Origin of the sequence: Rhodococcus sp. RS1C4 (assembly GCF_002258225.1) — a bacterium.
Lineage (GTDB): Bacteria > Actinomycetota > Actinomycetes > Mycobacteriales > Mycobacteriaceae > Rhodococcoides > Rhodococcoides fascians_E.
Genome location: NZ_NOXZ01000039.1, coordinates 141,118 through 165,932, shown reverse-complemented (window position 1 = coordinate 165,932; position 24,815 = coordinate 141,118). Strand labels below are relative to the sequence as shown.

31 protein-coding genes are annotated in these 24,815 nt (G+C 65.3%); 10 read left to right on the top strand and 21 right to left on the bottom strand.

Annotated features, from left to right (window positions below):
• The first annotated feature begins 59 nt into the window (after positions 1-59).
• A complete protein-coding gene (locus CH289_RS21260; RefSeq protein ID WP_033188589.1) occupies positions 60-524 on the top strand; it encodes a peroxiredoxin in 465 nt (154 codons plus the stop codon).
• 93 nt (positions 525-617) lie between these two features.
• Positions 618-1,115, top strand: a complete 498-nt coding sequence (locus CH289_RS21255; protein WP_033188588.1) for a MarR family winged helix-turn-helix transcriptional regulator — start codon at positions 618-620, stop codon at positions 1,113-1,115.
• Positions 1,116-1,120: 5 nt separating this feature from the next.
• Here the strand turns inward: CH289_RS21255 and hisI are convergent, their stop codons facing one another.
• The 11 genes from hisI to CH289_RS21200 form a co-directional block, all read right to left on the bottom strand.
• Positions 1,121-1,459: a phosphoribosyl-AMP cyclohydrolase gene (hisI, locus tag CH289_RS21250; protein ID WP_019665862.1), complete on the bottom strand. Its 339-nt coding sequence runs from the start codon at positions 1,457-1,459 to the stop codon at positions 1,121-1,123.
• A 58-nt stretch (positions 1,460-1,517) separates the two neighbouring features.
• Positions 1,518-2,291 (bottom strand): imidazole glycerol phosphate synthase subunit HisF, encoded by a 774-nt coding sequence (hisF, locus tag CH289_RS21245; RefSeq protein WP_020112012.1) that lies wholly within the window; start codon positions 2,289-2,291, stop codon positions 1,518-1,520.
• On the bottom strand, positions 2,288-3,118 hold the full coding sequence (locus CH289_RS21240; RefSeq protein WP_033188587.1) for an inositol monophosphatase family protein: 831 nt from the start codon (positions 3,116-3,118) through the stop codon (positions 2,288-2,290). The genes hisF and CH289_RS21240 overlap by 4 nt, the downstream gene beginning before the upstream one ends.
• A 27-nt stretch (positions 3,119-3,145) precedes the next feature.
• Positions 3,146-3,880 carry a bifunctional 1-(5-phosphoribosyl)-5-((5-phosphoribosylamino)methylideneamino)imidazole-4-carboxamide isomerase/phosphoribosylanthranilate isomerase PriA gene (gene priA, locus CH289_RS21235; RefSeq protein WP_026347902.1) on the bottom strand — a complete coding sequence of 245 codons (735 nt, stop codon included), beginning with the start codon at positions 3,878-3,880 and terminating at the stop codon, positions 3,146-3,148.
• Between the two features lie 32 nt (positions 3,881-3,912).
• Positions 3,913-4,161, bottom strand: a complete 249-nt coding sequence (locus CH289_RS21230; RefSeq protein ID WP_019665866.1) for a hypothetical protein — start codon at positions 4,159-4,161, stop codon at positions 3,913-3,915.
• A gap of 11 nt (positions 4,162-4,172) precedes the next feature.
• Positions 4,173-4,802 (bottom strand): imidazole glycerol phosphate synthase subunit HisH, encoded by a 630-nt coding sequence (gene hisH / locus CH289_RS21225; protein ID WP_019665867.1) that lies wholly within the window; start codon positions 4,800-4,802, stop codon positions 4,173-4,175.
• Between the two features lie 9 nt (positions 4,803-4,811).
• On the bottom strand, positions 4,812-5,924 hold the full coding sequence (locus tag CH289_RS21220; RefSeq protein WP_033188586.1) for an MFS transporter: 1,113 nt from the start codon (positions 5,922-5,924) through the stop codon (positions 4,812-4,814).
• A gap of 49 nt (positions 5,925-5,973) precedes the next feature.
• Positions 5,974-6,603: an imidazoleglycerol-phosphate dehydratase HisB gene (hisB, locus tag CH289_RS21215; RefSeq protein WP_019665869.1), complete on the bottom strand. Its 630-nt coding sequence runs from the start codon at positions 6,601-6,603 to the stop codon at positions 5,974-5,976.
• Positions 6,600-7,715, bottom strand: coding sequence for a histidinol-phosphate transaminase (locus CH289_RS21210; RefSeq protein WP_371828574.1), 1,116 nt, complete (start codon positions 7,713-7,715; stop codon positions 6,600-6,602). Before CH289_RS21210 ends, hisB begins: the two co-directional genes overlap by 4 nt.
• Positions 7,716-7,741: 26 nt before the next feature.
• Positions 7,742-9,082 (bottom strand): histidinol dehydrogenase, encoded by a 1,341-nt coding sequence (gene hisD, locus CH289_RS21205; RefSeq protein ID WP_033188584.1) that lies wholly within the window; start codon positions 9,080-9,082, stop codon positions 7,742-7,744.
• A gap of 110 nt (positions 9,083-9,192) precedes the next feature.
• The gene (locus CH289_RS21200) at positions 9,193-9,660 is read right to left on the bottom strand and encodes an SRPBCC family protein (RefSeq protein ID WP_033188583.1); all 468 of its coding nucleotides are present in this window, start codon (positions 9,658-9,660) and stop codon (positions 9,193-9,195) included.
• A gap of 52 nt (positions 9,661-9,712) precedes the next feature.
• Between CH289_RS21200 and CH289_RS21195 the strand changes: the two genes are divergently transcribed.
• The 3 genes from CH289_RS21195 to CH289_RS21190 are packed head-to-tail and all read left to right on the top strand — an operon-like array spanning position 9,713 to position 10,901.
• Positions 9,713-10,342 (top strand): LysE family transporter, encoded by a 630-nt coding sequence (locus CH289_RS21195; RefSeq protein ID WP_019665873.1) that lies wholly within the window; start codon positions 9,713-9,715, stop codon positions 10,340-10,342.
• Between the two features lie 17 nt (positions 10,343-10,359).
• Complete coding sequence (locus CH289_RS28375) at positions 10,360-10,521, top strand: hypothetical protein (protein ID WP_020112006.1); 162 nt, start codon at positions 10,360-10,362, stop codon at positions 10,519-10,521.
• Complete coding sequence (locus tag CH289_RS21190) at positions 10,518-10,901, top strand: YchJ family protein (RefSeq protein WP_033188582.1); 384 nt, start codon at positions 10,518-10,520, stop codon at positions 10,899-10,901. The genes CH289_RS28375 and CH289_RS21190 overlap by 4 nt, the downstream gene beginning before the upstream one ends.
• Positions 10,902-10,954: 53 nt before the next feature.
• On the opposite strand, the gene CH289_RS21185 is transcribed toward CH289_RS21190, so the two are convergent.
• Complete coding sequence (locus CH289_RS21185) at positions 10,955-11,365, bottom strand: DUF5997 family protein (RefSeq protein ID WP_019665876.1); 411 nt, start codon at positions 11,363-11,365, stop codon at positions 10,955-10,957.
• Between the two features lie 78 nt (positions 11,366-11,443).
• Between CH289_RS21185 and CH289_RS21180 the strand changes: the two genes are divergently transcribed.
• A complete protein-coding gene (locus CH289_RS21180) occupies positions 11,444-12,442 on the top strand; it encodes a LysR family transcriptional regulator (protein ID WP_094728492.1) in 999 nt (332 codons plus the stop codon).
• A gap of 5 nt (positions 12,443-12,447) precedes the next feature.
• On the opposite strand, the gene CH289_RS21175 is transcribed toward CH289_RS21180, so the two are convergent.
• From CH289_RS21175 to nadA, 4 genes are read right to left on the bottom strand one after another with little or no spacing between them, the layout of a single operon-like run.
• Complete coding sequence (locus CH289_RS21175; RefSeq protein WP_020112003.1) at positions 12,448-12,855, bottom strand: RNA-binding S4 domain-containing protein; 408 nt, start codon at positions 12,853-12,855, stop codon at positions 12,448-12,450.
• Between the two features lie 29 nt (positions 12,856-12,884).
• Positions 12,885-13,751 carry a carboxylating nicotinate-nucleotide diphosphorylase gene (gene nadC, locus CH289_RS21170; RefSeq protein ID WP_020112002.1) on the bottom strand — a complete coding sequence of 289 codons (867 nt, stop codon included), beginning with the start codon at positions 13,749-13,751 and terminating at the stop codon, positions 12,885-12,887.
• 2 nt (positions 13,752-13,753) lie between these two features.
• Positions 13,754-15,361: an L-aspartate oxidase gene (locus CH289_RS21165; protein ID WP_256977416.1), complete on the bottom strand. Its 1,608-nt coding sequence runs from the start codon at positions 15,359-15,361 to the stop codon at positions 13,754-13,756.
• A 38-nt stretch (positions 15,362-15,399) separates the two neighbouring features.
• The gene (nadA, locus tag CH289_RS21160; protein ID WP_027498857.1) at positions 15,400-16,443 is read right to left on the bottom strand and encodes a quinolinate synthase NadA; all 1,044 of its coding nucleotides are present in this window, start codon (positions 16,441-16,443) and stop codon (positions 15,400-15,402) included.
• Positions 16,444-16,626: 183 nt separating this feature from the next.
• Between nadA and CH289_RS21155 the strand changes: the two genes are divergently transcribed.
• Positions 16,627-17,322 (top strand): NUDIX hydrolase, encoded by a 696-nt coding sequence (locus CH289_RS21155; RefSeq protein ID WP_020111999.1) that lies wholly within the window; start codon positions 16,627-16,629, stop codon positions 17,320-17,322.
• A gap of 2 nt (positions 17,323-17,324) precedes the next feature.
• On the opposite strand, the gene CH289_RS21150 is transcribed toward CH289_RS21155, so the two are convergent.
• The 3 genes from CH289_RS21150 to bioB are packed head-to-tail and all read right to left on the bottom strand — an operon-like array spanning position 17,325 to position 19,211.
• A complete protein-coding gene (locus CH289_RS21150; RefSeq protein ID WP_033188580.1) occupies positions 17,325-17,999 on the bottom strand; it encodes a DUF2567 domain-containing protein in 675 nt (224 codons plus the stop codon).
• Positions 17,939-18,154, bottom strand: coding sequence for a biotin synthase auxiliary protein BsaP (gene bsaP, locus CH289_RS28810; protein WP_230620893.1), 216 nt, complete (start codon positions 18,152-18,154; stop codon positions 17,939-17,941). The genes CH289_RS21150 and bsaP overlap by 61 nt, the downstream gene beginning before the upstream one ends.
• 10 nt (positions 18,155-18,164) lie before the next feature.
• A complete protein-coding gene (gene bioB / locus CH289_RS21140; protein WP_094728488.1) occupies positions 18,165-19,211 on the bottom strand; it encodes a biotin synthase BioB in 1,047 nt (348 codons plus the stop codon).
• 128 nt (positions 19,212-19,339) lie between these two features.
• On the opposite strand from bioB, the gene CH289_RS21135 reads away from it, so the two are divergent.
• Positions 19,340-19,930 (top strand): TetR/AcrR family transcriptional regulator C-terminal domain-containing protein, encoded by a 591-nt coding sequence (locus tag CH289_RS21135; RefSeq protein ID WP_019665885.1) that lies wholly within the window; start codon positions 19,340-19,342, stop codon positions 19,928-19,930.
• Here the strand turns inward: CH289_RS21135 and secA2 are convergent.
• Complete coding sequence (gene secA2, locus CH289_RS21130; RefSeq protein WP_033188579.1) at positions 19,927-22,233, bottom strand: accessory Sec system translocase SecA2; 2,307 nt, start codon at positions 22,231-22,233, stop codon at positions 19,927-19,929. The genes CH289_RS21135 and secA2 overlap by 4 nt on opposite strands.
• Positions 22,234-22,396: 163 nt before the next feature.
• Between secA2 and msrB the strand changes: the two genes are divergently transcribed.
• Both msrB and msrA read left to right on the top strand, forming a co-directional pair.
• On the top strand, positions 22,397-22,921 hold the full coding sequence (gene msrB / locus CH289_RS21125) for a peptide-methionine (R)-S-oxide reductase MsrB (protein WP_033188578.1): 525 nt from the start codon (positions 22,397-22,399) through the stop codon (positions 22,919-22,921).
• Positions 22,918-23,436, top strand: a complete 519-nt coding sequence (msrA, locus tag CH289_RS21120; RefSeq protein ID WP_033188577.1) for a peptide-methionine (S)-S-oxide reductase MsrA — start codon at positions 22,918-22,920, stop codon at positions 23,434-23,436. Before msrB ends, msrA begins: the two co-directional genes overlap by 4 nt.
• 170 nt (positions 23,437-23,606) lie before the next feature.
• Here msrA and CH289_RS21115 read toward each other — a convergent pair whose 3' ends face one another.
• Entirely contained in the window at positions 23,607-24,770 is a 1,164-nt protein-coding gene (locus tag CH289_RS21115; protein WP_033188576.1) for an MFS transporter, read from the bottom strand.
• Positions 24,771-24,815: the final 45 nt, after the last annotated feature.

The window sequence follows — 24,815 nt, the reverse complement described above, 5'->3', positions numbered from 1 at the left end:
CCGACAGAAGGTGTGGTGCGCGGTGGTCTTCGAACTTACCGAGCGGTAGCGTCGCAGGAATGAAACCAGGAGATCGTGTAGAGAACTTCACGTTGCCGGACCAGAGCGGAACCCCGCAATCGCTCGACACGCTGCTGCAGAACGGGCCCGTGGTGCTGTTCTTCTACCCCGGCGCACTCACACCGGGCTGCACCGTCGAAGCCTGCCACTTCCGCGACCTCGCCGCCGAGTTCGCCGAGGCCGGTGCCACTCGCGTGGGAATCAGCACCGATGCAGTTTCCAAGCAGGCCGAGTTCGCCGACGTGAAGTCCTTCGACTATCCGCTGCTGTCGGACGAGTCCGGCGCCGTCGCCACACAGTTCGGAGTGCGACGCGGCCTGCTCGGCAAGCTGTCCCCGGTCAAGCGGGCAACGTTCGTCATCGACACGGACCGGACCGTTCTCGACGTCTTCACCAGCGAATTCAGGTTCGAGGCGCACGCCGACCACGCGCTGGAGTTCGTTCGGAACCGCTCGAAGGCATAGCCACCGCACGGGGCGATAACGTGAACCTTCAATCGAGTGAAACACTGTGTTGACTACAACCAACTGTTCGCTCGAAAGAAGGGTTGCCCCGCGATGGCCGAGTCGGTAGACCACTCCGAACCACGCTGGCTCACCGACAGCCAACAAGAGGCCTGGCGCTCCGTAGTCGCGATCATCACCCGACTCCCCGCGGCTCTGGACACGCAGCTCCAGCGCGACTCCTCGCTGACACACTTCGACTACTTCGTGTTGTCCGTGCTGTCCGAGGACCCGAACCGGCGAATCCAGCTGCGCGACCTCGCCAAATTCGCCAACGCATCGTTGTCGAGGTTGTCCCACGTGGTGACCAAGCTCGAGAAGATCGGCTGGGTACGCCGCGAGAGCATCGAAGGCTCACGTGGCAGCTACGCCGTCCTCACGGACGCAGGAATGGACAAAGTCGTCCAATCGGCACCAGGCCACGTCGCCACCGTCCAAGCCCTGCTGTTCGAAGGACTCGACGACGACCAGGTCACCGCACTCGCCCGACTCAGCTCCACCATCCTCACCCAACTCGACAAGGGCATTGCCGAAGGCACAGGCAAAGCCTGACTGCACTAGCTCAACAGCACGTCGGCATCGAAGCAGGTGTGGTCACCGGTGTGACAGGCGCCGCCTTCTTGATCGACGACGAGGAGAACGGTGTCTCCGTCGCAGTCGAGTCGAACCTCGTGGACGTACTGGGTGTGGCCGGACGTCTCGCCCTTCACCCAGTACTCCTGCCGCGAACGCGAATAGTAGGTTCCCTTGCGCGTTTCCAGCGTCCGAGCCAGGGCTTCGTCGTCCATCCAGGCGACCATCAGAACGTCACCGGACGACTTCTCCTGAGCTACGGCGCTGACGAGACCCGCCTCGTTGCGTTTGAGGCGTGCCGCGATAGCGGGGTCGAGACTCATGACAACCGTTATACCTCTCGAATCGACAGCGACACCCTCGGTACGACCGAGGGGCGCATCACCTGACGACGATGCCGTCGCTGCGCATTGCGTCCTTGACCTGGGAGATCGTGAGATCCCCGAAGTGGAAGACGCTGGCCGCGAGGACTGCGTCCGCGCCTGCCCTCACCGCCGGCGGGAAATGCTCGACCAGTCCTGCTCCGCCGCTGGCGATCACCGGCACGTGCACGGCTCGACGAACCTCTGCGATCATCGGCAGATCGAAACCCGCCTTGGTTCCGTCCGCGTCCATCGAGTTCAGCAGAATTTCGCCGACACCCAGTTCGGCACCACGAACCGCCCACTCGACAGCATCGATGCCCGTGCCGCGCTTTCCACCGTGCGTCGTCACTTCCCAACTCGACGGTGTGTCCTGCCCGCCGGTCGGCACGGTCCTCGCGTCCACCGACAGCACGATGCACTGTGATCCGAACCGTTCGCTCAGTTCGCGGAGAAGCTCCGGGCGCGCGATGGCGGCGGTGTTCACGCTCACCTTGTCCGCGCCTGCACGCAGCAGCCTGTCGACGTCCGCGACGGTGCGCACTCCCCCGCCGACGGTCAGCGGAATGAACACCTGCTCAGCAGTTCGGCTGACGACGTCGAGCATCGTTGCGCGGTCCGAAGTGGACGCGGTGACGTCCAGGAACGTCAATTCGTCGGCACCTTGGGCGTCGTAGGCCGCCGCGAGTTCCACGGGATCGCCTGCGTCCCGCAGGTTCTCGAAGTTCACGCCTTTCACGACGCGGCCTGCGTCGACATCGAGGCACGGGATGACACGTACGGCGACGCTCATCGCACTCGTCCTTCCAGGAAATCGGCGGGATCACCGAGGTCGGTGATGACCTTCAGCAGTTCGTCGTGTGCTCCGGGAGAGGCAGCGAGCACCGACGTCGAATCGACGGTCCACGGCTCACCCGCCAGGTCGGTGACCACGCCGCCTGCTGCCTGCACCAGCAGCGCGCCCGCCGCGTTGTCCCACGCACGGTGACCGAACACGACGCATCCGCCGAGCACTCCGCTCGCCGTGTAGGCGAGGTCGACGCCGGTGGCACCGTGCATACGCAAGCGGGAGGACACCTTCGACAGCTCTTCGAGGATTCGCACCCGGTACAGGCCTGGCGTGCGGCCTCGGCTGGCGATGTTGAACGCACCGAACCCGATCATCGAATCCGACAGTGCGCGACTGCCCAGTCTCGGCAATTCCTCACCGTTCAGGTGCACCTGCCCACCGGCTGCCGCCGTGAACCGGTGCCCGACGAGCGGGAGCCAGGTCAACCCGAGCACCGGCACGCCGTCGTGCAGCAACGCCAACAACGTTCCGGCCGAGGGCAATCCGGCCGAGTAGTTGAACGTCCCGTCGATGGGGTCGAGGACCCACACCGTGCCCGTACTCAGATCCGGCCCGCCGAACTCCTCACCGTGAACCGCAATCCCGGTGTGCTCGAACAGTTCTGCGGACAACCGCTTCTCCAGTTCGAGATCGACCGCGGTCGCGAAGTCGTCCGGCCCCTTCTGCACCGCGCTCGGAGCACCGACGCCCGCGACGAAGCGGTCGTGGGTGCCGTCGAGCAAACGACCGGCGATCTCCAGCAACCGTTGCGGGTCCTCGGGCAGGCTCATCGATGAAATGTCTCTCGTCTTCCGGTACTAGCGGGACACGGCCGCGAGGGCGTCGGGCAATGTGAATCGGCCCGCGTACAGCGCTTTACCGACGATCGAGCCTTCGACTCCCTCGGGTACCAGCGACGCGATCGCGCGGAGGTCCTCGATCGTGGAGACGCCTCCGGACGCGATGACCGGCTTGTCGGTCTTCTCGCACATCTGGCGAAGCAGGTCGAGATTCGGTCCGGTGAGTGTGCCGTCCTTCGTCACGTCGGTGACGACGTACCGGGAGCAACCGTCGCGCTCGAGCCGCTCGAGAACTTCCCACAGATCACCGCCGTCGCTGACCCACCCGCGGCCACGCAGACGGTTCTGCCCCTCGACGATCAGCACGTCCAGCCCGACGGCGACCCTGTCGCCGAACTCGCCGATCGCCCGCGAGCACCACTCCGGGTCCTCCAACGCAGCGGTTCCGAGATTGACACGCGCACAACCCGTCGCGAGCGCCGCACGAAGCGACTCGTCGTCGCGAATTCCGCCGGACAGTTCCACCTTCACGTCGAGTTCGCCGACGACCTCGGCCAGCAACTCACGGTTGGATCCACGACCGAACGCGGCGTCGAGGTCCACGAGATGGACCCATTCGGCACCGTCGTTCTGCCATGCGAGGGCGGCGTCACGAGGCGATCCGTACTTGGTTTCGCTCCCCGCCTCTCCCTGAACGAGACGGACAGCTTCGCCGCCTGCGACATCGACAGCAGGCAATAAGACCAGGCTCACGTGCGATTATGCTACTGCCATCGACGACGCCGTCAGCGCTCAGGGTCTCCGCTGCCGTCCTCGACCGAACCCTCTGCGCCCAGACCGCGGCGAGTCATGCGTGTGGACACCACACCCATCGCGGTGATCGCCGCAGCGATTCCGATGGCAACGATCAAGAGCCCGACTCCTGGCCCCGGTCGCACGACGGCGACGATCGCGGTGGTGACGACGAGAACCAGCGTCGCGCTCCCGAGGGAGGCGACGGCCAGACGCCCGAACGAGAACTCCCGGTCGCTCACCTAGGCCGTGCTCACAGCGAGTCGATCCAGTTCTTCAGCAGCGCGGCCCCCGCGTCACCGGACTTCTCCGGATGGAACTGCGTAGCGGACAACGGACCGTTCTCGACGGCGGCGAGGAAATCACCGCCGTGATCGGCCCACGTCAGCAGAGGTGCGGCAATGGTGTCGCCGACGTCCATCTCCCACTTCTGGGTTGCGTACGAGTGCACGAAGTAGAACCGCGTATCGGCGTCGATACCGTCGAACAGAACGCTCTTCTCCGGTGCTCGGACGGTGTTCCAGCCCATGTGCGGCAGCACGTCCGCCTGCAGTCGTTCGACGGTCCCCGGCCACTCACCGCAACCAGCTGCCGACGTTCCGAATTCCACGCCACGGTCGAACATGATCTGCATTCCGACGCAGATGCCGAGGACGGGTCGACCACCGGCAAGACGTTGCCCGATGATCCGGTCTCCCTTGACTCCCAGGAGGCCCTCCATGCACGCAGCGAACGCGCCGACACCGGGCACCACCAACCCGTCGGCCGCGAGCGCGATCTTGGGATCGGCGGTGACAGTGACGTCTGCGCCCACCCGGTCGAGGGCCCTTTTCGCGGAATGCAGATTGCCCGAGCCGTAATCGAGCAGCGCGACAGACTTCATGCCGCCAGTCTATCCAGGCCTCCGCCACGAGTAGACCGCGACCACCGCGGCCATCACGAGCGCCACCGACGCCGCCGTCGCGAATCCTGTGGCGTAGCCGACCGTCCCGACGATCACCCCGAGGGCCATGGCGCCTGCCCCGGTCCCCGCGTCGAACCCGATGTTCCAGGCGGCACTGGCCTGGCTGAATCTGTCCGGGCCGGCTGCACGGAACGTCATCACCAGGCTGTCGTTCTGGGTCGCTCCGTACCCGAGGCCGAACAGTACGGCCGCGGCGATGAACACAGCCGCGGGGTTGCGTTGTGCGACGGCGACAGCGAACAACGTTCCCCCACTGAACACCAGCAGCAGCGCTGGTGCGAGAGAGCGCCCGATGCCGAGACGATCCGCCACTGCGCCCGCGCCGTAGCGTCCGATCAGCATCGAACCGCTGATCACGGCGAGGGAGACACCGATCATCGACTCCCGGCCGGGCTCGGCGATCGGCAGCAGACTGGACAACCCACCGAACGACGCAGATGCCGCCGCGACGGCGAGACACGGAATCACCAGCGCGCGTGCCGACGATCGTCCGTCGGACTTGTCCCGACGCGGCGGAGCCATCGGCCGTACCGGCGGCAGAAAAACGATCGCGAACAGCCCGCTCACCGAGACCAGCGCCCCGACGACGAACACTGCCGTCGGGGACACGGAGAACAGCACGAGGCCGAGCGGCAACGTCACCATCTGCGACAGCGCCACCGCGATGCCCTGTGCTCCAGTGGCCCGCCCCAGCAGAACGGGCGGGGCCAACTCCGCCACCAATGCCGCACCGGCGACGGTCAACAGCCCGAAACCCACTCCGCGTACAGCGGATACAGCCAGCGCGGGCACCACAGCGGCCGACGCCACCAGGACGAGCGCAGGCACTCCGAGGAGGGTGCATCCCGCCGCGAGCACCGGCCGGTGACCGAAGCGAACTAGTAGCCGGGGAACGAAGAGCTGGGTGAGAACCGTCGTTGTCATGAACAAGGCCGTGGTTGCCCCGGCCACGGCCGCGGATCCGCCTCCGACCGACACTGCCAACGGAACGACGGGCAGGAGCAGTCCCCACCCACCGAACGCAGCCGCCCCCATGACCATCGCCGCGGGCAGCCCCTCGATCTTCAGGAGCCGAGAAGTCAAGCCGACGTCACAGACTGCCCTTGGTGGACGGAATTCCGGTGACCCGCGGGTCGTACTCGACCGCCTGCCGAAGTGCCCGGGCAACGGCCTTGAACTCGGCCTCGGTGATGTGATGCTGATCGCGTCCGTACAGAACCCGCACGTGCAGAGCGATTCTCGCGTTCATCGCCAGAGACTCGAACACGTGGCGGTTGATGACCGCGTGATACGGCACGCCCGGATAGCCACCGATGACCGAATGCACCATGTAGTCCGGCTCGCCGGTGTGCACGCAGTAAGGCCGGCCGGACACGTCGACCGACGCGTGGACCTGAGTCTCGTCCATCGGGATGAAGGCGTCACCGAAGCGAGTGATGCCGGACTTGTCCCCCAGTGCCTGACCGAGAGCTTGACCCAACACGATCGCGGTGTCCTCGACGGTGTGATGAGCATCGATCTCCACGTCACCCTTGGCGTGCACCGTCAGATCGAATCGGCCGTGCGTGCCGAGTGCGGTCAACATGTGGTCGTAGAACGGCACACCGGTGGAGATGTCCACGATGCCCGTGCCGTCGAGGTCGATCTCGACGGTGATGTCCGATTCCTTCGTCGTGCGCTCGATGCGCGCGATCCTCGGTGCTCGCTCTGCTGCGGTCATCGGTGTGCCTCTGCTCGGTCGGTGTTGTCCAGTTGTTCGTGCGCGAGTGCCGCGCTGACGTCGAGGAATCGATCGTTCTCGGCGTCGAGGCCGATCGTGGTGCGTAGGTACCCGGCGATGCCGACGTCGCGAATCAACACTCCGTCGTCGAGATACCGCTTCCACGTCGCGCCCGCGTCGGAGAACCGGCCGAACAGAACGAAGTTCGCGTCGCTGGGAACGACGTCGAACCCGAGCTCGGTCAGCCGTGCCATCACCCGATCCCGCTCGGCGGACAACTGCGCCACACTCGCAAGGGTTTCCGGTGCATGCCGCAGCGCCGCCAGCGCGGCGGCCTGCGTGACGACCGACAAGTGGTACGGCAAGCGCACCAGGAACATCGCGTCGACGATGGCGGGTGCGGCGACGAGGTAACCGAGCCGCCCACCGGCGAATGCGAAGGCCTTGCTCATCGTTCGGCTCACGACGAGCTTGGACGGATACTCGTCGATCAGACCGATTCCGCTGGGCTGTGCGGAAAATTCCGCGTACGCCTCGTCGAGAATCACGATTCCGCGTGCCGCGTCGAGAATCCGACGCAGGTCCGCGGACGCGATACTGTGCCCGGTCGGGTTGTTGGGGCTGGTCACGAACACGACGTCCGGATCACGCTGGGCGATGGCGTCGACGGCACGATCGATGTCGAGCGAGAAGTCCTCGCTCCTGTTCATCTCGAGCCATTCCGTCTGGGTCCCGGACGAGATGATCGGATGCATGGAGTACGACGGCACGAACCCCAGCGATGTCCGGCCGGGTCCACCGAACGCCTGAAGAAGCTGCTGCAGAATCTCGTTGGAGCCGTTGGCGGCCCAGACGTTGCTGACGTCGACCTCGAAGCCGGTCTGACCGGTCAGGTAGGTGGCCAGTGCCGCGCGGAGTTCGACGGCATCGCGATCGGGATACCGATGCAGTTCGGCCGCGGCCACCCGGACGGACTCCGCGACGTCGTCGACGAGCGCCTGCGTCGGAGGATGCGGATTCTCGTTCGTGTTGAGCTGCACCGGAACCGACAGTTGCGGCGCTCCGTATGCCGTCTTGCCTCGCAGGCTCTCCCGCAACGGCAACTCGTCCATCGAGACGCTCGATCCGATGACGCCGCTCACTTCGACAACCCTTCGAATCGCAACCGGACCGCCTCGCCGTGTGCCGGAAGATCCTCGGCGTTCGCGAGGGCGATCACGTGGCCTGCAACATCCTTCAACGCCGCCTCCGAGTAGTCCACGACGTGAATTCCGCGCAGGAACGTCTGCACGCTCAAACCCGACGAGTGACGCGCGCAACCCGCGGTGGGCAGAACGTGATTGGACCCGGCGCAGTAGTCACCGAGACTGACCGGCGACCAGGCGCCGACGAACACTGCGCCTGCGCTGCGCACACGAGCAGCCACGGCCCGGCTGTCCTCTGTTTGGATCTCGAGGTGCTCGGCTGCGTACGTGTTCACCACGGCCAATCCCTGATCGATGTCGTCGACGAGCACGATGCCGGATTGCTTACCGGACAGCGCCGTCGCGACGCGCTCTGCGTGCGTGGTGAACTCCAGCTGGGCGTCGAGCGCACGATCCACCGCATCCGCGAGTTCGGTGCTGGTAGTCACCAGCACGCTGGCCGCCATCACGTCGTGCTCGGCCTGGCTGATCATGTCCGCCGCGACGTGCACCGGATCGGCAGTGGAATCGGCCAGCACGGCGATCTCCGTGGGACCTGCCTCGGAATCGATGCCGATCAGAGAACGGCACAGGCGCTTGGCTGCCGTGACGTAGATGTTGCCGGGACCGGTGATCAGGTCGACCGGTTCCAGTTCGGTGCCGTCCACGTCCGTGCCGCCGTACGTGAGCAAGGCGATTCCCTGGCCGCCGCCCACGGCCCACACCTCTTCGACACCGAGCAGTTGCGCGGCAGCGAGGATCGTGGGGTGTGGCAACCCACCGAACTCTTTCTGCGGTGGGGACGCGACCACCAGCGAACCGACACCTGCGGTCTGAGCCGGAACGACGTTCATCACCACCGACGAGGGGTACACCGCGTTTCCGCCGGGCACGTACAGACCGACGCGCTCGACCGGAACCCACCGTTCGGTGACCGTTCCGCCCGGAACGACCTCGGTGGCCGTGTCGGTGCGACGCTGGTCCGCGTGCACGATTCGAGTGCGCTCGATGGCCACTTCCAGCGCCGCACGAACCGCAGGGTCGAGTTCGGCCAGTGCCTTCTCCAGAGCCGCGGCGGGAACGCGCACACGCTCCGGACGAACACCGTCGAACTGTTCGGAGTACTCGAGCGCCGCCTCGACGCCGCGCTCCCGCACCGCCTCGACGACGGGACGAACCTGATGCAACACCGCATCGACATCCACTCCACCTCGTGGAAGCGCGCCGCGTAGTTCGGCGGTGGATGGAGTTCGGCCGCGTAGATCCACGCGGGCGAGCTCGATGCGGGCAGGCATAAGGACTCCTTGCGAAACGACGAGAAGTGACGGTTGTCGATCCTCAAGGATAGTGCCGGTGCCAATCGGTTATCCCCGCACGTCCTGCAGACGGTGACGAGGTGCTCAAGTCAGGCGTACTTGCGGGCAAGCTGTGCGAGCGTCGAACTGATGCCTTTCGCATTCTTCTGCGGCATCTTGAACACCTCGAGCAGCTTCGGAGCCTTCGCCGTGCTGTAGTCGAAGGACTCGGTCACAGCGGAACGACCCGGCTCGGTCTCCTCGAACTGCCAACGCCACGTGTGCCCCATCGGATGCTGCCACTCGATGACCTTGACATCCGCGTCATCGCGAAAATCCGTGACCGTGCTGGTGATCCGATACGGAACTCCGAACTGCTTCATGCCGACGGAGAACTTCGCTCCGGGCGTCAGACGGCTCGGCCCGCGGACCGTGTCCTTCACGGTGCCGGACCCGTCCAATTCGCCGTGCCGATGCGGATCCGCGACGAGAGCGAACAACTCGGACGAAGGCGCATTCACGACGGTGCGACGAGCCACGACGCGGTCACCTTGATCGATCGTTTCGATGGAAGCCATACCGGTTCAGTACCCACGATCGCCGCAACCACTCCTGATGTTCAATAGTCCCATGAGCATGCACGTCTGGTTGGCGTTCCTCGGCGCGGCAGTAGTGATCAGCCTCTCGCCCGGCGCGGGCGCCATCGCCTCGATGTCCACCGGCCTCCGCTACGGACTGGGACGCGGTTACTGGAACATCGTCGGTCTGCAGATCGGGTTGCTGCTGCAGATCGGAATCGTCGCGGTCGGCCTCGGCGCCGTCCTCGCGGGGTCGGCGGTGGCGTTCTCGGCGATCAAGTGGTTCGGCGTCGCCTATCTCGTCTACCTCGGAATCAGGCAATGGCGGGCGGGTCCGACCGACATCGACAACGCCCCCGGCGTCGCCGACCGGGGCGTCGCCATGCTCGGACGAGGCTTCCTCGTCAACGCCTCGAACCCCAAGGCAGTGGTGTTCATGCTGGCCGTTCTCCCACAATTCCTCGACCCGGCACATCCACTTCTGCCGCAGTACATGATCATCGCTGCCACGATGGTTGCCGTGGACATGCTCGTGATGACCGGCTACACCTCACTCGCCTCGCGAGTGCTGAAGCTGATGCGCTCGCACCGTCAGCAGGTCGCTATGAACAGGACGTTCGCGGGCCTGTTCTTCGTCGCAGCCACGTTCCTGGCCACCATCCGCAGGGCAAACCCGATCTGAAGGCAGGAGTCAACACCATGAGGAAGTATCAAGTGCTCATGAAATCGCCCGACGGCGACACCGTCACGGCGCTCGGGACCTTCGACACCCTTCTCGAAGCCAACACCTGGATTCGAGACGAAGGTCACCGCGACGAACACGAACTCGGCACCTACGACGTCGCCGTGGTCGGCGAGTGAGCCCCACCTGCACCTGCCTCAGCGGCGACCTGTTCGACGCCTGCTGCGGACCGTTTCTCGCAGGAACCACGCACGCACCCACCGCAGAACGACTGATGCGGTCGCGGTACACCGCATTCGCAGTCCGCGACCCCGAGTACCTGCTCCGAACGTGGCACCCGACGACCAGGCCCGACGAGCTCACCCTGGACGACGAGCAGCGCTGGTACCGGCTGGACATCGACGACACCAGCTCCGGTGGGCTGCTCGACTCCGACGGCGTCGTCGCGTTCAGTGCCTTCTACCGGCACCCCGACGGAAACGGAGTTCTACACGAGCGCAGCCGATTTGTTCGCGAACACGGACACTGGCTCTATCTCGACGGCGTCCTCAGCCCGTAATCAGGTCAGCGGAGCTTCCATACCTCTGGTCAGCGGAGCTTCTGTGCCTCTGGTCAGCGGAGCTTCTGCGGCCGATTGGAGGCCGCACGGCGCGCTTCTTCCTTCGCCTTGACGCGTTCGGCTTCGGCTCGCACTTCCTTCTGCAGCCGCTGTTCCTTCACGAGCCAGTCCGGCTTGTCGGCGAGCAACGTCTCGATCTGTTCCGACGTCAGCGCTTCGGTCACGCCCGACCTGCCGAGTCCCGCGATGGAAATCCCGAGCTTGCGCGCGATGACGTCCTTCGGGAACGGGCCGTGCTGCTGCAGGTCCGCCAACCACTGCGGCGGATTCTGCCTCAGTGCGTCGAGTTCGGAGCGGCTCACGGGAGTCGACTGAAACTCCTGCGGGGCCGCAGGAAGGTAGATGCCGAGCTTGTTCGCCGCGGTCAGGGGCTTCATGTTCTGCTGATTCTTCTCCGGGCTCACCCGCACAGCCTATCTTCCCCACGCAGTGCTCGATGCCACCGTCCGGGCTCTCGCCGGTTCTCGCATAGTGTTGACCACGTGAATTTCGACGTGCAGGTGCTCCGCTGGTACATCGCCGTGGCCGAGGAACTGCACTTCGCACGCGCGGCGAAGAAGCTGAACATCGCCAGGACGAAACTCAGCGCGGCTGTCATCGACATGGAAGCAGAACTCGGGTACCCACTGTTTCGTCCCGGCGTGAGCCCGACCCAGTTGTCCGCCGAAGGCCGGGAGTTTCTCGTGACCGCCCGGGCTCGCGTCGCCGAGGACGACACAAGACTCCGCGCCGAGGCCGCGCGCAAGGCCGCCGAAGTCGCCACCCTCACTGTCGGGTTCACCGAGGGCGTGACCCCGACGAAGTGGAGCCGGATCTGGGCCGAGCGATTCGAGGACATCACCCTCGAGCTGGTCCCCACCACAGTCGACACCCAGCTCGACTTGCTCAGAAGCGATGCCGTGGACGCCGGCTTCGTTCGGCTGCCGGTCGATCGGAACGGGCTGAGTGTCGTTGCGCTGTACGAAGAAGTCCCTGTGGTCGTCGTGCCGAAGGATCACGCGGTAGCCGCGTTCGACCGGGTCGCGGTGACCGATCTCGCCGACGAGCACCTCCTGCAGTCACCCGAGGAGATACCGGAGTGGGCGGCAGTCGCCACCGAGATCGCCGACGGTACGGCCCTCCCGATCCCGGACATCGGGTCCAATTCGGAACTTGTCGAATACGTCGCTGCCGGTCTGGGGCTCGCCATCGTCCCTCAGTCCATCGCGCGGCTGCACGCTCGGAAGGATCTCGTGTATCGGCCGGTGGACGGGGTGGCCGGATCCACGGTCGCGCTCGCCTGGCCGAGCGACAAGAACACCGAGAACGTCGAGGAATTCTTCGGTATCGTCCGCGGCAGATCGGCGCGCAGCTCTCGAGGCAAGACAGCGGACCAGACCCGAAAGCCGAATCAGGTCAAGAAGCCCGCAGCGCCGAAAGGGAAGACGCAGAGCGGGAAAGCACCACGCAAGGCGGGGCCGCGTAAGCGTCCCAAGCGCTGACTCGGTCAGGCTCCGTGGTGGCGCTCGAGGTCCCGCATGCGATCGAGGTCGCGCAGCTTGTCGAGGTCGCGACGGTCCCGCTTGGTCGGCCTTCCGGCGCCCCGGTCACGTCGAGGCTGTGAGGCCAGAATTTCCTTCGCCGGCGGGGGCGGACTGCGGTCGATCATGCATTCCGCGGCTACCGGCGCTCCGACGCGTTTGGCGATCAGGCGGGTCACCACCACGATCTTCTCCAGTCCCTCCACGCGCAGTCTGACTTCGTCGTCGACGCCGATACGCAGACCGGGTTTCGCCGGGGTGCCGTTCACCCGAACATGACCCGCACGGCACGCGGCGGCCGCTGCCGAGCGGGTCTTGAACAGCCGGACCGCCCAGATCCAGCTGTCGAGGCGGACGCTCTGTATCTCTGACATCGGATTCGAATCTACAAGACGGCCACCGTCTACATGTCGAGCCCGAGATCCAGCACCGTCACCGAGTGCGTCAACCCCCCGACCGCGAGGAAATCCACTCCGGTCTTCGCGTAGTCGCGGGCGACGTCGATCGTCAGACCACCGGAGGACTCCAACTTGGTCTGCGGAGAAAGTGCGGCTCGGCGCTGGACGGCCATCTGCGTCTGCCACAGAGCGAAGTTGTCCAGCAGGACCAACTCGACGTTCTCGGCCAGTACCTGGTCCAGTTGCTCCAGGCTGTCCACCTCCACCTCGCATTCGATGTCGGGTGCCGCGTCGCGGACGGCCTGCAACGCCGCGACGACCGATCCCGCTGCTGCGACGTGGTTGTCCTTGATCAACGCCGCGTCACCCAACCCCATTCGGTGATTCACTCCACCGCCTGCGCGCACCGCGTACTTCTGCAGCGTCCGTAAGCCGGGCAACGTCTTTCGGCTGTCTCTGATCTTCGCGTCGGTGTCGGCGACCTGGTCGACCCAGGCCGCAGTCGCGGTCGCGATTCCGGACAGGTGGCACACCAGGTTCAACATCGTGCGCTCGGCGGTCAGCAAACCTCTCGTCGGCGCTGTGACGGTCAGAACCGACTGTCCGGGAACAACTTCGGTGCCGTCGACGACTCGATCCTCGACCGTGTACCCGTCCACGCCCAACACCTCGTCGAGAACGAGAAGACCCACGTCGATTCCCGCGACGGTGCCCGCTTGCCGAGACACCACTGTCGCCGTTGCGCGCGCCTCCGCAGGAACCGTTGCAGTCGTGGTCACATCGGGCCCGTACCTCAGGTCCTCCGCCAACGCGGTGCGGACGATCGACCGGATCTCGTCGGGATCGAGTCCCTGTTCGATCAGCGCGTTCACTGTCAGCTCACCCCTGTCGTCACGTGCGAAAGGCAGGCCTCGAACGTCGATTCGAGCACACCCTCCTCGTTCCTGGAAATTCTGAAACTGCCCAGCAGATCGTCCCGGACTTCGGGATGGTCAGCCCGGGTGTGGCATCCCCGACTCTCGGCGCGCTGGCTCGCCGCGAGAACGAGAGCCGACGCCGCCGCTGTCAGCGCCGAATCCTCGAGCGCCGTCCCGTCGACCACGTCGCGGGTGGTGGATTCTCGGAGAACCTCCGCGGCGACGCGAAGACCACCCTCGTCACGCACCACACCGGCGCACTCAGTCATCGTCTTCTGCAATCGTTCTCGCGGAACCGCGGCGGCGGTGGGCACGGACACGTCGACCTCGGGGGTCGGCGATCCGAGTCGTTCGACCGCTGCTTGCCCGACGCGCTCACCGACGACGAGACCTTCGAGCAGGCTGTTCGACGCGAGCCGATTGGCTCCGTGCAGCCCCGTCCGCGCCACCTCCCCGGCCGCGTACAAACCGGTCACCGACGTGCGCCCCCACACATCGGTGACAAGCCCTCCGCACGAGTAATGAGCTGCCGGTGCGACCGGAACGAGGTCGTGGGCCGGGTCGATTCCCGCAGCGAGGCACGAGGCGGTGACCGTCGGAAAACGAGTACGGAAGTCCCGAATCATCCTGGCGTCCAACAGAACATGGTCGGTACCGGTTGCGCGCAGCCGCTCGGCGATCGCACGCGACACGACGTCACGCGGCGCGAGATCGGCCATCGGGTGACTTCCGGCCATGAAGCGCACACCGTCCTGATCCACCAGAACAGCACCCTCGCCTCGCACGGCTTCGCTGACGAGCGGCCTGCGCCCGGTACTGCCCGCGGCGAACAGCACCGTCGGATGGAACTGAACGAACTCGAGATCCGCCGTGTCCGCGCCTGCATCGAGACCGAGCGCTATTCCGTCGGCCGTCGCCCCTGCCGGATTGGTGCTGCACGAGAACAGCTGCCCCAGACCGCCCGTCGCGAGCAGAACCGCAGGCGCATGGACGACTCCGTAACCTCGACCGGACAGCACGAGCGCCCCGACGACGTGCCGCGACACCGTCAGAACCTCGACCACTCGTCCGGCCATCACGACGTGCCCGTCGGCCTGGCGACTCGACACCGTCAACGCTCGCTGGACCTCGGCTCCCGTCGCATCCCCCCCGGCGTGCACGATCCGCCGAACCGAGTGCCCACCCTCGCGCGTACGCGCAGGCAGACCGTCGGCACCGAGGTCGAACACGGCACCCCACTCCTGCAGCGTCGCGAGGGCATCACGACCGCTCGCGACGATCGACCTGACGGCCTCGACGTCACACAGTCCGCCGCCGGCCCCGCACGTGTCTCGCACGTGCGAGTCGATCGCGGCCTGCCCGCCCGATCCGGGAACAGCGATGCCGCCCTGCGCGTACTGAGTCGCGGTCCCGGGCGGTCCGTCCTTGGCGATCGTGAGCACGCGAAGCCCGCGTCTGCTCGCCGACAGTGCCGCACTCAGACCCGCGACGCCGCCTCCCACGACGACGAGGTCCGCCGACACCTCCCAGGACCCGATGTCGGCCGAGGCCTCCCGGGACCCGATGTCGGCCGAGGCCTCCCGTGCAGCCCCCGAGGGTGTCGTCACTCGCCGCCGCCCGGCGTGCCGATCTCGATCATCCGCTGGACGGACTTGCTCGCCACGTGCGCCGTGTCGAGGTCGACGTGCACCTCGTCCTTTCCTTCGACGAGGCAGCGCAGCAACGCGGCAGGAGTGATCATCTTCATGTAACCGCACGATGCCCGGTCGTTGACCGCCTGGAAGTCGACTTCCGGTGCGGCACGGCGCAGCTGATGCAGCATGCCGATCTCGGTGGCCACCAGAACCTGCTTGGCTCCCGTCGCACGGGCGGCATCCAGCATCCCTCCCGTGGACAGGATCTTGACCTTGTCCTCCGTGACGAAGCCCTCACCCGCGAGGTACAGAGCCGACGTGGCACAACCGCACTCGGGGTGAACGTACAACTCGGCGTCGGGGTGAGCCCTCGACTTCTCCGCCAGTTCGTCACCGTTGATGCCCGCGTGCACGTGGCACTCGCCTGCCCAGATGTGCAGGTTCTCGCGCTTGGTGACCCGCTTGACGTGGGCTCCGAGGAACTGATCGGGAAGGAACAGAATCTCGCGACTCGGATCGATGGACTCGACCACCTCGACAGCGTTCGATGACGTGCAGCAGATGTCGGTGAGGGCCTTGATCTCGGCCGTGGTGTTGACGTAGGACACGACGACGGCGTGCGGGTAATCGGCTTTCCACTCGCGGAGTTGGTCCGCGGTGATCGAGTCGGCCAGCGAGCATCCGGCACGCTGATCGGGAATGAGGACCGTCTTCGACGGGCTGAGAATCTTCGCGGTCTCGGCCATGAAGTGGACACCGCAGAAGATGATCTCCTCTTCGGGAACCTCGGCGGCCATCCGCGACAGCGCCAGGGAGTCACCGACGTGGTCCGCGACATCCTGGATGGCGGGAAGCTGGTAGTTGTGCGCAAGGATCGTCGCACCGCGACGGCGCGCCAGACGCTTCACCTCGGCCGCCCACTCCTCGGTCGGTTCCACCCCGCTGTAGCCGCCGGGGCCGTCGACTATGCCGGCCGCGCCCGCCCACAGAGCCGCAGTCGCGGCGGAATCCATCACGGCAGAATTGATCACTGCCGAACCACTGGCCCCGAGCCCGTTCGTCCTGCTCGCCATGGCGGTACTCCTTCATCGATCGTCCGGCCGAGGTAGTGCCGCCGGCGTTTCCAGCGAACGTGTCGGTCCGGCGTACTTCGTCCGGATTTACTTCCTTCAGGTTTTCGACTTACAATCGAAAACATGCAACATCGTAGCACCGTCCACGAAGTTCTCATCGCGGTATTCCAGGTTCGCAGCTTCGCCGCAGGCCAGGCGCCGGAACTGGCCGTGCTGCTGTGGCAACGTGCGCTCGATCCCCAGAAGGGTTCGTGGTCGCTTCCAGGCGGTGTACTGAGCGACGACGAAGACCTCCCCACCTCGGCGCGGCGACAACTCGCCGAGAAGGTCGACGTGCGCACGGTGGCGCACCTCGAACAGTTGTCGGTGTTCAGCGACCCCGAGCGCGTACCGGGCGACAGACGAATCGCATCCAACTTCCTCGGACTTGTCCCGATAGTGTCCGACCCCCGACTGCCACCCGACACAGCGTGGCACCCCGTGGCCCGCCTACCGGAGACGTCGTTCGACCACGGAACCGTAGTGCGACACGCGCGCAACCGTCTTGTCGCCAAGTTGTCCTACACGAACATCGGCTTCGCGCTGGCACCCGTCGAATTCGCGATGTCCACGCTGCGGGAAATCTACACCGCAGCACTCGGATACAGCGTGGACGCGACCAACCTCCAACGCGTGCTCGGCCGGCGCAAAGTGATCGAACCGACCGGTCGAACCTCGCCGTCGGGCCGGACCGGAGGTCGACCTCCCGCACTCTTCCGCTTTGCGGAATCGTCGATCAGAGTCACGGACGAATTCGCGGCCCTGCGGCCTCCGACCTGACCTCAGGCTCGGTCGCGCTCGAGAAAGAACTCGCCCTCCGGCGCGCCGGCGGGGTCGCCGCCGCCCTCGCCGCCGTCGGGGTCGCCGTCGTGATCCAGCGGAGTGAACCGCAGATTGTCGTGCGGGTTCATCGCAACCAACAGGAGCACCACCAGCGACGCCACGAGGGGCTGCACCACCAGCAGCAACGGCGATTCGAATCCCGGTGCGACTGCAACGACGGAGCCCGTCGCCGGATCGTCGGGCCTGGGATGAACCCACCGTGCGGCAGCGATACCGACGCCCAGCATCGCCCCGGATCCGAGTATCGAACCGATGAGGATACCCGCGAATTGCAGCGGACCCCGAACTGCCGTCCACGCCCAGACCGCAACGGGCAGAACAATTCCCGCAACAATCGCCGCACAGGCCGCCATCGCCAGCGCATCGAATCGATGCAGGCTCTCACCGGTCAGAGCGGCTCCACGCCCGGGGGCAACCACGACGAACCTCTCGGCCGGAGCGAGCAACGCCCAGACGATCCCGGCGAGAACACCGACGAGGACCGACACCGCGATCGGAACACCGAGCACCCGCCACCTCGCGGTCGTCGGCACGTCGAACTGCCCCGTCACGATCAACGCCTGCCCAGCAACGTCGAATCGGTGACTCCATGCCGGGAGCATTCCGCGGTCCATCCGTCGGGCACCACCTGGACCACCATTCGGCGGCCGCACTCCACACAGAATCGAGGAGGCTCGAGGCCCAGGGCAACCGCAGGCGAGAGCACCTGTGCGACACCTGGCACCACAGGCCGACCGGTGTAAGCGTCGAATAGCGCGGCACTGATCACCCCGTCCACCTTAGATGGTCGAGTTCAGTGCCTTGATCGGCATCTGCAGCGAACCGAGCAGGTCGAGGTCCTGTTCGGCCGGTCGACCGAGAGTGGTCAGGTAATTGCCCACGATGACCGCATTGATACCGCCGAGAATTCCCTGCTGTGCCCCCAGGTCGCCCAGAGTGATCTCGCGACCGCCGGCGAACCGCAGAATCGTCCTCGGCAGCGCCAGACGGAACGCGGCAACGGCACGCAGCGCCTCGGACGCAGGAAGCACATCGAGATGCCCGAACGGGGTGCCCGGACGCGGATTGAGGAAATTCAACGGCACCTCGTCGGGCTCCAACGCCGCGAGATCCGCAGTGAACTCCGCCCGCTGTTCCAGCGACTCCCCCATCCCGAGAATCCCGCCGCAGCAGACCTCCATCCCCGCGTCGCGCACCATTCGCAGTGTCTCCCAGCGCTCCTCCCACGTGTGCGTCGTCACCACGTTGGGGAAATACGACCGCGACGTCTCGAGATTGTGGTTGTAGCGGTGAACACCCATGCCTGCCAATCGATCGACCTGCTCCTGAGTGAGCATGCCGAGCGAACACGCGATGTCGATGTCGACCTCGTTCCTGATGGCCTCGATCCCCGCGGCAACCTGGGCAAGCAGCCTGTCGTCCGGCCCGAGGACCGCTGCGACGATGCAGAACTCGGTCGCGCCCGTCTTCGCGGTCTGCTTCGCCGCCTCGACCAGGCTCGGGATGTCCAGCCGTGCCGCGCGAACCGGAGACTCGAACAACCCGCTCTGCGAACAGAAGTGACAGTCCTCGGGGCAACCACCCGTCTTCAGGCTGATGATCCCCTCGACCTCGACCTCCGGCCCGCACCACTTCATGCGGACGTCGTGCGCAAGAGCGAGAAGGTCCTCCAACCGCGATTCCGGCAGCCGCAGGACCTCGAGCACCTGAGCTTGCCCCAACCCGATACCGTCCGCCAGCACCTGCACCCGTGCGGTCTCCAGAACGTCCGTCCTACCGGACGGCTCCTGCAGGCTCGACCCCGTGCCTACCGATCCGTGCGTCATGAGCAACTCCTGAGGTTCGCCGACTGCGGCTCGAATTTAGCCTTGAACACTGTTCAAGTTGAACGGCGTTCAAGCTATACTCGGCGTCGATTACTGTCAAAGTCGAGCGGACCGACAAGGAGTGAAGAGTGCAACTGCGCAGAGCCGACGTCCTCGACGGTGCCATTGCGATCCTCGACGAATACGGCCTGGGCGATCTCACGATGCGCCGCCTCGCGACATCACTTCACGTGCAGCCGGGCGCGCTGTACTGGCACTTCAAGGACAAGCAGACTCTGCTCGGCGCCATCGCCGACACCCTGCTCGCCGACGTCGACGCCGCGACGGACGCCGGCGACTGGGACGACCAACTGCGAGAACTGGCCCATCGCCTACGCAATGCGCTGCTCTCGCACCGCGACGGTGCGGAGTTGGTCGCCGCGACGTACGCGTCACGGTTGGTCACCAACCGCATCCGGGAACGTATTGCAGCGGTGTGCATACGGGCCGGATTGCGTCGGGCTGAATCCGAACTGGCCGCGGACACAGTGCTCTACTACGTGCTCGGCCAGACCGTCGACGAACAGGCACGCATGCAGATGGACTCGGCCGGAGCGCTCACCGAATCCGCATCGCCTCTGTTCGAAAGCCCGGACCCGACAAGCCGTTTCGATTTCGGACTGACCCTGTTCGTCGACGGCGTCCGAGCACGCCTGGGAGACCGAGCGCGACTGTCCTAACCGCCGAAGATCGGGCCGAGTCCCGCGCTGTTCGCAGTGTTGCCGGCGAACGGGTTGTCGTGAACCATGTAGGTCCACGTCGAGGACGGTCGGGCAAGTCCACTCTTGCCGAGATCGATGCCGTTCTCGGTGATCTCGGCCGACTCGAACGTCGCACGAGCATGCTCGATCGCCTTGTCGGACACCTCCCTGAACGCATCCACTGCGATCCGGTGATACTCGTCGAGCGGATTCTCGCGCCCGAGCGCGCGCAAATGGATACTTTCGCGCACGTCGGCGAGATGAGCAAGGTACTCGGACCACGACCGATCGAGATGGAAGAGCACGATGCGGCGTGCTGCAACCGTCAACACGTCCTCCGACACCGTCTCGCGTAGTTCGGCCGCTCGATCCGGCGCTGCGGATTCGAGAAGTTCGAGCGCCTCGCCGGTGGTCAGCAACGACGCTCGCCGACGATCCAGAATGTCGCGGTGCTGCGCCGTCAACTGGTTGTAACGCCATGTCCGAGAGTGCACTTCGACCATGGCCCCCTCGGCGATGCGTTGCGCATGGTCGATCTTCGCCGCCACACCGTTCGCCGTGACGAGTCCGGTGTCGTCGGTCTTCTTCGGCTGATCCTTCGGACCGAGGTTCGCCGTCACGACCTCGTCCTCCCAACTGGAGAAGAACACCGAGCGGCCGGGATCGCCTTGCCGCCCGGCTCGGCCCCGCAACTGGTTGTCGAGCCGTTCGGTCGTGTGTCGGCCGGTGCCGACCACCAGCAGACCACCGAGTTCGGCGACCTCGTCCTTTTCCTTCCCCCCGCCGGAGGGACCACCGAGCTTGATATCGGTTCCGCGCCCGGCGATCTGAGTGGACACCGTCACTGCCGACCGCTCACCGGCCCGCGCGACGACGGCCGCCTCCTCGGCGTCGTTCTTGGCGTTGAGCACGACGTGGGGTACACCCGCCCTGTCCAGCAGATCGGAGAAGACCTCGGACTCGGCGACGTCGTGCGTACCGATCAGAATCGGTTGGCCTGTCTCGTGGGCTTGTTCGACGAACGCGACGACGGCGGCATTGCGGTTCTCGGACGTGTCGTACACACGATCGGCTTCGTCGACACGAATGTTGGGTTCATTCGGCGGAACGACGGACACGCCGAGCGAATAGAACTTCTTGAGCTGCTCGCCCGCAGCAAGCGCGGTGCCGGTCATTCCGCACACCGTGGCGTATCGACCGATCAGGGCCTGGACGGTGATGGTGTCCAGAATCTCGCCGGTCTCGGTCGGTGTCAGGCCTTCCTTGATCTCCACGGCCGCCTGCAGACCGTCGGGCCACCGCTGCAACTCCGCGACACGTCCGCGAGATGCGTTGATCAGCTGCACCCGTCCGTCGCGCACGATGTAGTGCACGTCGCGCTTGACGAGAACCTGGGCATGAAGAGCAACGTTGACCGCGACGAGGGTGGATCCGACGTGGTTCTCCGCGTACAGGTCGATGTCGCCGAGTTCCTTCTCCAGTTTCTCCGCACCGGCATCGGTGAGGAAGACGTTGCGACCGTCGGCATCGGTGTCGAAGTCGGTTCGACTCTGCAGAAGCTTCACGGCGTCGAAAACACGATCCGACGGAACGTCGCCCTTCACCGAACCGGCGAGCACGAGTGGAACCAGCGCCTCGTCGACCAACACCGAATCCGCCTCGTCGATCAGCGCGACGTCGGGTGCGGGCGTGACCAGATCGGCGGCGTCGTCCACGAGATGATCGCGAAGAACGTCGAAGCCGATCTCGTTGACCGACGCGTACGTGACGTCGCACGCGTATGCAGCTCGTCGCTCGGCCGCGGACGAGCCCTCGGAGATCCAACCGACGGTGAAGCCCAGTAATTCGTACAGCGGCCCCATCCACTCGGCGTCGCGTCGAGCCAGAAAATCGTTGATGGTCACGACGTGGACGCGGCGCCCGGCCATCACGTAGCCGATCGCAGCGAGGGCCCCGGACAAGGTCTTGCCTTCGCCCGTCGACATCTCCACCACATCGCCTGCGAGCATGCGCACCGCAGCCAGGAGTTGAACGTCGAACGGTTGCAGCTCCAGCGCGCGCGACGATGCCCCACGGACCAGTGCGAGGTAGCGCGGAACGTCGAGCTTGGCTGCGTCCGACACAGTTGCGTCGGCAGCCGCGGCCTTCAGATCTTCGTCCGACAGGCCCTTCGCCCACTCGGCGTGTCCGGCTGCGTTGTCGACGCTGGACCGTGACCGGGCCTGGCCCTTCTGCGCGGAGCGCCCCAGAACCTTCCAGAACCGATCAGTACCCGATGCCATCTTCGTTTCGTCCCTACTGCCGGATGCCGGTGGGCGTGAGCCCTTGCCGCGGCCAGCCTACTGAACACCCGACGTGGATACGGGCACCGGAATATCGACAGGTGAGCGTTGTTGACTCATGGTGTGGCCGTGACGGCCGACGGTGACAGCAGGAAGGACACCGATGACACGTTCTTACGCCAAGGATTCCGAGCAGTTGAAGAATCTGACGGCCGAGCAATACCGAGTGACACAGCAGGAAGGCACCGAGCGAGCTTTCGACAACGAGTACTGGGACAACCACGAGCCGGGCCTCTACGTCGACGTCGTGACCGGGCAACCGTTGTTCTCCTCACTCGACAAGTTCGAGAGCCACTCGGGATGGCCGAGTTTCACCAAACCCGTCGACGCGACATCGGTAGTGCAGAAGCGCGACTTCAGCCATCTGATGGTCCGCACGGAAGTTCGTTCCTCCGGTGGCGACTCGCACCTTGGCCACCTGTTCAAGGACGGCCCGAAGGACCAGGGCGGCCTTCGCTACTGCATGAACTCCGCTGCCCTCCGGTTCGTGCCGGTGGATCGCCTCGAAGCCGAGGGCTACGGTGAATACCGCGCACAGTTCGACACGACGACACAGTCGGACAACACACAGTCGGACGACGCACAGTCGGACACAGTATCGACGCCAGACGAAGGAGCGCAGCAGTGAGTACAACCACCGAGACCGCCATTCTCGCCGGAGGCTGCTTCTGGGGAGCCCAGGAACTTATCAGGCACCGACCGGGCGTTCTGTCGACTCGGGTCGGTTACTCCGGCGGCGACGTGGACAACGCGACGTACCGTAATCACGGCACGCACGCCGAAGCCGTCGAGATCGTGTTCGATCCGAGTCTGATCTCGTACCGCGACCTGCTGGAGTTCTTCTTCCAGATACACGATCCGTCGACGAAGAACCGCCAGGGCAACGACGTCGGACTGAGCTACCGCTCGGCGATCTATTACACGTCCGACGAGCAGAAGCGAGTCGCGTTGGACACCATTGCGGACGTCGACGCTTCCGGCTTGTGGCCGGGCAAGGTCGTCACCGAGGTCGAGCCGGCAGGCCCGTTCTGGGAAGCAGAACCCGAGCACCAGGACTACCTGCAGAACTACCCGACGGGCTACACCTGCCACTTCGTTCGCCCGGGCTGGAAACTGCCGCATCGAGCGGACGCCATCAGCTGAACGAAGGCCGAACGAACTGACCGTGGTCCCGAACGGCAGTGTTCTTGAACGTCAATGTTCCTGAACGGCAATGTTCCTGAACGGCAATGTTCCTGAACGGCAATGTTCCTGAACGGCAATGTTCCCGAGCGTTATGCTCGGGACCATTGCCGTCAGGGTGGGGCGTCGGATCAGATCCGAACCATCGAGCGCTGATGCTGCAGTCGGGTGGCCACCACGAGCACGACCACAGCGGCCACGGTGATGACCGCGCCCGCCCAGATCGGCGAGGTGTATCCCAGCCCTGCAGTGATCGTCACTCCGCCGATCCATGCACCGAGAGCATTCCCGAGATTGAAGGCCGCGATGTTGGCTCCCGACGCCATGGTCGGTGCGTCGTCGGCGAAGGCCATCACGCGCATCTGTAGGCCGGGGACCGTGGCGAAGCCGAACACGCCCATCAGGAACAGGGACACCACGGTTGCGATCTGGCTTTCCGCGGAGAACGCGAAGAACACCAGCACAGCGGTCAGCGCTGCGAGCAACGTCAGCAACGTCGCGGTGAGGTTACGATCCGCGGCCCTGCCACCGAGGTAGTTGCCGATGAACAGTCCGACGCCGAACAGAATCAGCAACCACGGCACCGAGCCGGAGGTGAACCCGCTGACCTCGGTGAGTGTGAAGGCGATGTACGTGAATGCCCCGAACATACCGCCGTAACCGAGGATCGTGATCGCGATCGAGAGCCACACCTGTAGGCGTCCGAACGCACGCAGCTCGGACCGCAGATGCCCTGGAGTCTCGGAGTCCGTCTTCGCCGGGACGAGAGTGATGGTGCCGACGAACGCCACAACCCCGATGACGGTGATGGCCCAGAATGTCGAACGCCAGCCGTAGGTCTGACCCAGCAGGGTTCCGAACGGTACTCCCAGAACGTTGGCTGCGGTCAGACCGGCGAACATCATCGCGATAGCGCCTGCCTTCTTCGCGGGCTCGACGAGACTTGCTGCGACCACGGCTCCGATTCCGAAGAATGCACCGTGACACAGTGCTGCCACGACACGGCCGAGCATCATGGCCTCGTACGATCCGGCGATCGCGGACAGAAGGTTGCCCGCGATGAACAGTCCCATCAATGCGACCAGAACGTTCTTGCGCGGAAACCGGGTGACGAGTGCCGTCACCACGAGGGCCCCCACGACGACGCTGAGCGCGTAGCCGGTGATGAGCCAGCCCGCCACGGCCTCGGTGACTCCGAAGTCCGCGGCGACTTCCGGCAGTAGCCCCATGATCACGAACTCGGTGAGTCCGATACCGAACCCTCCGATGGCGAGTGCGAGCAGTCCGAGCGGCATGCAGTTTCTCCTAGATCGATGCGTTCGCCGATAGCTAGCGCGTGC

Coding starts and splice junctions, on each gene's coding strand:
- CH289_RS21260 (WP_033188589.1), top strand. CDS start 60: ATGAAACCAGGAGATCGTGTAGAGAACTTCACGTTGCCGGACCAGAGC.
- CH289_RS21255 (WP_033188588.1), top strand. CDS start 618: ATGGCCGAGTCGGTAGACCACTCCGAACCACGCTGGCTCACCGACAGC.
- hisI (WP_019665862.1), bottom strand. CDS start 1,459: ATGAGTCTCGACCCCGCTATCGCGGCACGCCTCAAACGCAACGAGGCG.
- hisF (WP_020112012.1), bottom strand. CDS start 2,291: ATGAGCGTCGCCGTACGTGTCATCCCGTGCCTCGATGTCGACGCAGGC.
- CH289_RS21240 (WP_033188587.1), bottom strand. CDS start 3,118: ATGAGCCTGCCCGAGGACCCGCAACGGTTGCTGGAGATCGCCGGTCGT.
- hisH (WP_019665867.1), bottom strand. CDS start 4,802: ATGAAGTCTGTCGCGCTGCTCGATTACGGCTCGGGCAATCTGCATTCC.
- CH289_RS21220 (WP_033188586.1), bottom strand. CDS start 5,924: ATGGTCATGGGGGCGGCTGCGTTCGGTGGGTGGGGACTGCTCCTGCCC.
- hisB (WP_019665869.1), bottom strand. CDS start 6,603: ATGACCGCAGCAGAGCGAGCACCGAGGATCGCGCGCATCGAGCGCACG.
- CH289_RS21210 (WP_371828574.1), bottom strand. CDS start 7,715: ATGGACGAGTTGCCGTTGCGGGAGAGCCTGCGAGGCAAGACGGCATAC.
- hisD (WP_033188584.1), bottom strand. CDS start 9,082: ATGCCTGCCCGCATCGAGCTCGCCCGCGTGGATCTACGCGGCCGAACT.
- CH289_RS21200 (WP_033188583.1), bottom strand. CDS start 9,660: ATGGCTTCCATCGAAACGATCGATCAAGGTGACCGCGTCGTGGCTCGT.
- CH289_RS21195 (WP_019665873.1), top strand. CDS start 9,713: ATGAGCATGCACGTCTGGTTGGCGTTCCTCGGCGCGGCAGTAGTGATC.
- CH289_RS28375 (WP_020112006.1), top strand. CDS start 10,360: ATGAGGAAGTATCAAGTGCTCATGAAATCGCCCGACGGCGACACCGTC.
- CH289_RS21175 (WP_020112003.1), bottom strand. CDS start 12,855: ATGTCAGAGATACAGAGCGTCCGCCTCGACAGCTGGATCTGGGCGGTC.
- nadA (WP_027498857.1), bottom strand. CDS start 16,443: ATGGATTCCGCCGCGACTGCGGCTCTGTGGGCGGGCGCGGCCGGCATA.
- CH289_RS21155 (WP_020111999.1), top strand. CDS start 16,627: ATGCAACATCGTAGCACCGTCCACGAAGTTCTCATCGCGGTATTCCAG.
- CH289_RS21150 (WP_033188580.1), bottom strand. CDS start 17,999: ATGGACCGCGGAATGCTCCCGGCATGGAGTCACCGATTCGACGTTGCT.
- bioB (WP_094728488.1), bottom strand. CDS start 19,211: ATGACGCACGGATCGGTAGGCACGGGGTCGAGCCTGCAGGAGCCGTCC.
- secA2 (WP_033188579.1), bottom strand. CDS start 22,233: ATGGCATCGGGTACTGATCGGTTCTGGAAGGTTCTGGGGCGCTCCGCG.
- msrB (WP_033188578.1), top strand. CDS start 22,397: ATGACACGTTCTTACGCCAAGGATTCCGAGCAGTTGAAGAATCTGACG.
- CH289_RS21115 (WP_033188576.1), bottom strand. CDS start 24,770: ATGCCGCTCGGACTGCTCGCACTCGCCATCGGAGGGTTCGGTATCGGA.